Below are 3,594 nucleotides of genomic sequence, written 5' to 3' on the forward strand. Positions count from 1 at the left end.
AATTCAATCCCCATACGTTTCCCCCTCAAAATTCGATCTGATTCTATAGAATATGAAGGGGAAAAAAGTTGGTGATGGTTTTTTTTGTGGGCATTTGCTACTCCGAAATAAGTGAACAGCTTCTTTAAGAAAACTGTATTTTCTTGTGAAAAAAATACGATTGTGAAGGATTACACGTACACTAAAGGAGTCGTTTAGTGTAATATGTACGGTAGTAAATAATAGCCGTTATATGGAAATTATTTTTATGATTGATAAATTGAAAGGTGAGAGAGTCATTCTGTAGCTTTGAAATAAAGTTTGATAAAAAACACCTCTTAAACCTGTATTTTTCTGTAAATAAGAATAATCCATTTTGAAAAAAGATTACTCAAAATGGATTGGATTATTCTTTAGCAGTTTTAAGTTAGATTTTATAAAAAAGTTTAATCATTTTCTACCTTCAATCTTCCAAAATCGTGCCCTATGGTTGAACAAATATATATGTTCTCTCAAAGAGATCAGTTATATAGAAAAATTCTAGGTCATGGTTAAGTTTTTTACACATTTAAGTTGTTTACTTCACTTGAAGGTTAGTTAAGGATTTATGCTCCACTATTCCTTTTCTTAAATCATTTGTGACTGACCTATGAACCTTCACCAAAGTCTAGAGTACTTCCTGTTTCTACTAAAGTCTTTGTATTACTTAAAATCATCCACCAGGCCTTGTCGCTGTTCTCATAAGTGGAATCTCCTTCTTTCCACTGGTCTTGTATGACTGTCAATTTCGTGCATGAGCCAATAGGTTCTAAAAGATAAGAAATTCTTGACTCGAATGCATGATCATCTTCAATATAAGACTTTCCAGGATAGTGAGTAAATCGAAGTACCTTATTTGGTTCATATTCCAATACGTTTCCGTATACATGCACCGTTTTATCTCCATCTACTCCAGGACCGACATACTCCAAAAGATCGCCCAGTTGAAATGTAGATTTTATGACGGACCCATAATAAATTTGTTTTGTACTCTCAGAAGAGATAAGTGCCTTCCAAACTTCCTCTGGTGTACCTGCAATATAAAATTGATACTTCAAATCCTTCATGATTTTTATGCCTCCTAAAAATTTAATTTGGAACATGTACATTATAAAAAAACTTCACTGACAAGTACGGTCAGTGAAGTGAAGTATTTTGATAATGATTGAATAACTCAAAGCTGATTGTTGCCAATTTTTCTTGTAATAAAGTTGGTTCCAAAATGGTAATAGATTTACCGTAGGGGAGAAGAAAGTAAGGTACAAAGCTATGAATAGACTCTTTATCAACCTTAAAAAGAGCTTGATTGTCTTTTCGTTCTATTAAAGCATGACTAAATAACCAATGCTGACATAAATCATCTAGCGCATGTGTATTGCCTTTGATACGGACAGAAATGAGTTTTTCAAGTTGGTTTGAATCAGGTAAAAGGTCTTTTAGTAAGAAAGAACGTGCTGAAAATCCCAAGGGTCGGTCGAATTTTTTATCTGTTTTGGATAATGATTGAATACGATCGATTCGAAAACTTCGAATTTCTTCACGCAGATGGCAATAAGCAACTGTGTACCACTTACCTTTCCAATAAACAAGACCATAAGGATCAATACGGCGTGATTGCGGTTCAATTTCTCTATCTTTATGATAAATAATAAATAAACTATAGCTTTCGGCAACAGCAATTTCTAAATCTTGAAGAATAGATTTTAAGGACGATTCAATAGTAGGATGGATGACTTCAAACCCTCTTAAATGGCGATTGATATGATTTAATTGTTCCTCGTTTGTATACATTTTTAATTTAGAAATTGCTTCATCTAACGCTTCACTAAAGGGATACCCTGCATCTATTGCAAATTTTGCAGCATGAACAAGCGCTTTCTGCTCATCCATATTAAAAAACAAAGGTGCCTTTGTAAACTCATTCAATAAACTGTACCCACCATTATGTCCTGCATCTGAAATGATTGGTACTCCACTTGCACACAAAGCATCAATATAGCGGTACACCGTACGGATACTGATTTCTAATTCCTCTGCTAGCTCCTTAGCAGTCAATTGTTTCCTCGTTTTGAGGAGCCATAATATAGAAAGCATATTAACCATTTTAGACATATATAGTCATTCCCTTCTCTAAATTCAAATAAGCGCCAAAATACTAAACTTATTGAAAAATTTAATTATAAATGTAAACATATGTTTACCATTTTATTAATCACCTTACAGAGCTTACTCTGAAGAACATTCTACTTTATTATAAAAAATCCCGCTTCTCTATTAATCATATTCTAATTACACAATCTGGTCCGAATACGGAATAACTCTATTGTCACTCGATAATTCCCTAATCCACCTTATAATTCAGACGTACTTTTCCTTTCACTATAAACCATTTTTTTAGATAACTATATTCAAAAGGGATAAAGCGTCATAACTTTTTTTCAAACATCGCGACTGTATTTTAAATCCACACATGCTTAGAGAATGAAAAGGGAAATTGGATATGTGTACATACAAATGCATCTCAATCTATTGTTTGCCAATGTCAATCGTAGGGTCCAAATTCAGAGAAAGAGTCACAAGATTTTTGTAAAACAAGTTATTTTAGATGCTACAAAGAATCCAAGAAGCCGATTTGTTTTTACCCTAATTGAAAAAATGTTAATCGTTGCAGGGTTAGTTAAAGAAGTTTCTTATTATTTAAGAAATAACAGGAGAATCATATTTCGTTGTAGAAATAATTAAAGAGTAGCAAAATATAGGAGGACAATATGAGCAAATTTGGATTGTTTGGCAAGTTTATAGTAAAAGATGGCGAACGTGATACGCTAGTACATATTTTATTGGAAGCGGCAGAATCAATGAAGAATCTTGATGAATGCGAGATATATCTCGTAAGTGTTTCTGAATACGAATCAAATTCTGTATATGTTTATGAAGTGTGGAGTAATGAAAAAGCCCATAAAGCATCTTTATCTCTAGAGGTTACACAAACATTAATAAAGCGTGCAAAACCAATCATTACTGGAATGGAGAGAATGAGCACCATGAATATAATGGGCGGGAAGGGCGTTTCACCGAATTCTTATTAAACGAAAGAGGACTTTAGTTGAATAAAAATAAGACCACTCCGTGTGGTCTTATCCCTGCAGTCATCTGTTGTCGATATTTAATCGTTGCCAGATGGCTGAGTCGTTTTTGAAAACATTGATAGTTGTAAAAATATATATAATCTTCAATAACTAATAGAAAGATTGAAAGGCTTAGGAGTTATTCCTAAGCCTTTTTGGAGGTTTTCGATGAAAGAAATGTTATGAAAATAGCTTTGATTATTTATGTATTCAAAAAGATTCTTTTGTTGGTGTTCGGTACTCCAAGACTTGGGAGGCCCGCACGAATCGTGACAGGTAAGAGAACAGCCCCTAATAGTGCAACAGTCGGGGATGGCCAGAAAAACCACGAAATAAACATCATAAACAGACCAATCGTCCAATAAGCGAGTGCAGGTGTTTTAATGATTTTCGTAAAAGGAGCAATCATGACCTCATTAATACCAGAAGTCATCATCACCCGACTCAT

3 protein-coding genes and 1 pseudogene are annotated in these 3,594 nt (G+C 33.8%); 1 reads left to right on the forward strand and 3 read right to left on the reverse strand.

The genetic code is table 11. The features are described from left to right. Positions 1-626 precede the first annotated feature (626 nt). Complete coding sequence (locus AN161_RS11730) at positions 627-1,085, reverse strand: SRPBCC domain-containing protein (RefSeq protein WP_053594524.1); 459 nt, start codon at positions 1,083-1,085, stop codon at positions 627-629. A 70-nt stretch (positions 1,086-1,155) separates the two neighbouring features. Further along, positions 1,156-2,130 carry a YafY family protein gene (locus AN161_RS11735; protein ID WP_053594525.1) on the reverse strand — a complete coding sequence of 325 codons (975 nt, stop codon included), beginning with the start codon at positions 2,128-2,130 and terminating at the stop codon, positions 1,156-1,158. Positions 2,131-2,786: 656 nt separating this feature from the next. On the opposite strand from AN161_RS11735, the gene AN161_RS11740 reads away from it, so the two are divergent. Next, positions 2,787-3,107, forward strand: coding sequence for a putative quinol monooxygenase (locus AN161_RS11740; RefSeq protein WP_053594526.1), 321 nt, complete (start codon positions 2,787-2,789; stop codon positions 3,105-3,107). A 277-nt stretch (positions 3,108-3,384) separates the two neighbouring features. Here AN161_RS11740 and AN161_RS11745 read toward each other — a convergent pair. Next, positions 3,385-3,594 (reverse strand): annotated as a pseudogene (locus AN161_RS11745) (hypothetical protein); the annotation flags it as partial.

It is taken from the genome of Lysinibacillus sp. FJAT-14222 (assembly GCF_001278875.1).
GTDB classification, from domain to species: domain Bacteria; phylum Bacillota; class Bacilli; order Bacillales_A; family Planococcaceae; genus Lysinibacillus; species Lysinibacillus agricola.

Bases quoted from the DNA above. Each gene is read 5' to 3' on its own strand.
- AN161_RS11735 (WP_053594525.1), bottom strand. From the start codon at position 2,130: ATGTCTAAAATGGTTAATATGCTTTCTATATTATGGCTCCTCAAAACG.
- AN161_RS11730 (WP_053594524.1), bottom strand. From the start codon at position 1,085: ATGAAGGATTTGAAGTATCAATTTTATATTGCAGGTACACCAGAGGAA.
- AN161_RS11740 (WP_053594526.1), top strand. From the start codon at position 2,787: ATGAGCAAATTTGGATTGTTTGGCAAGTTTATAGTAAAAGATGGCGAA.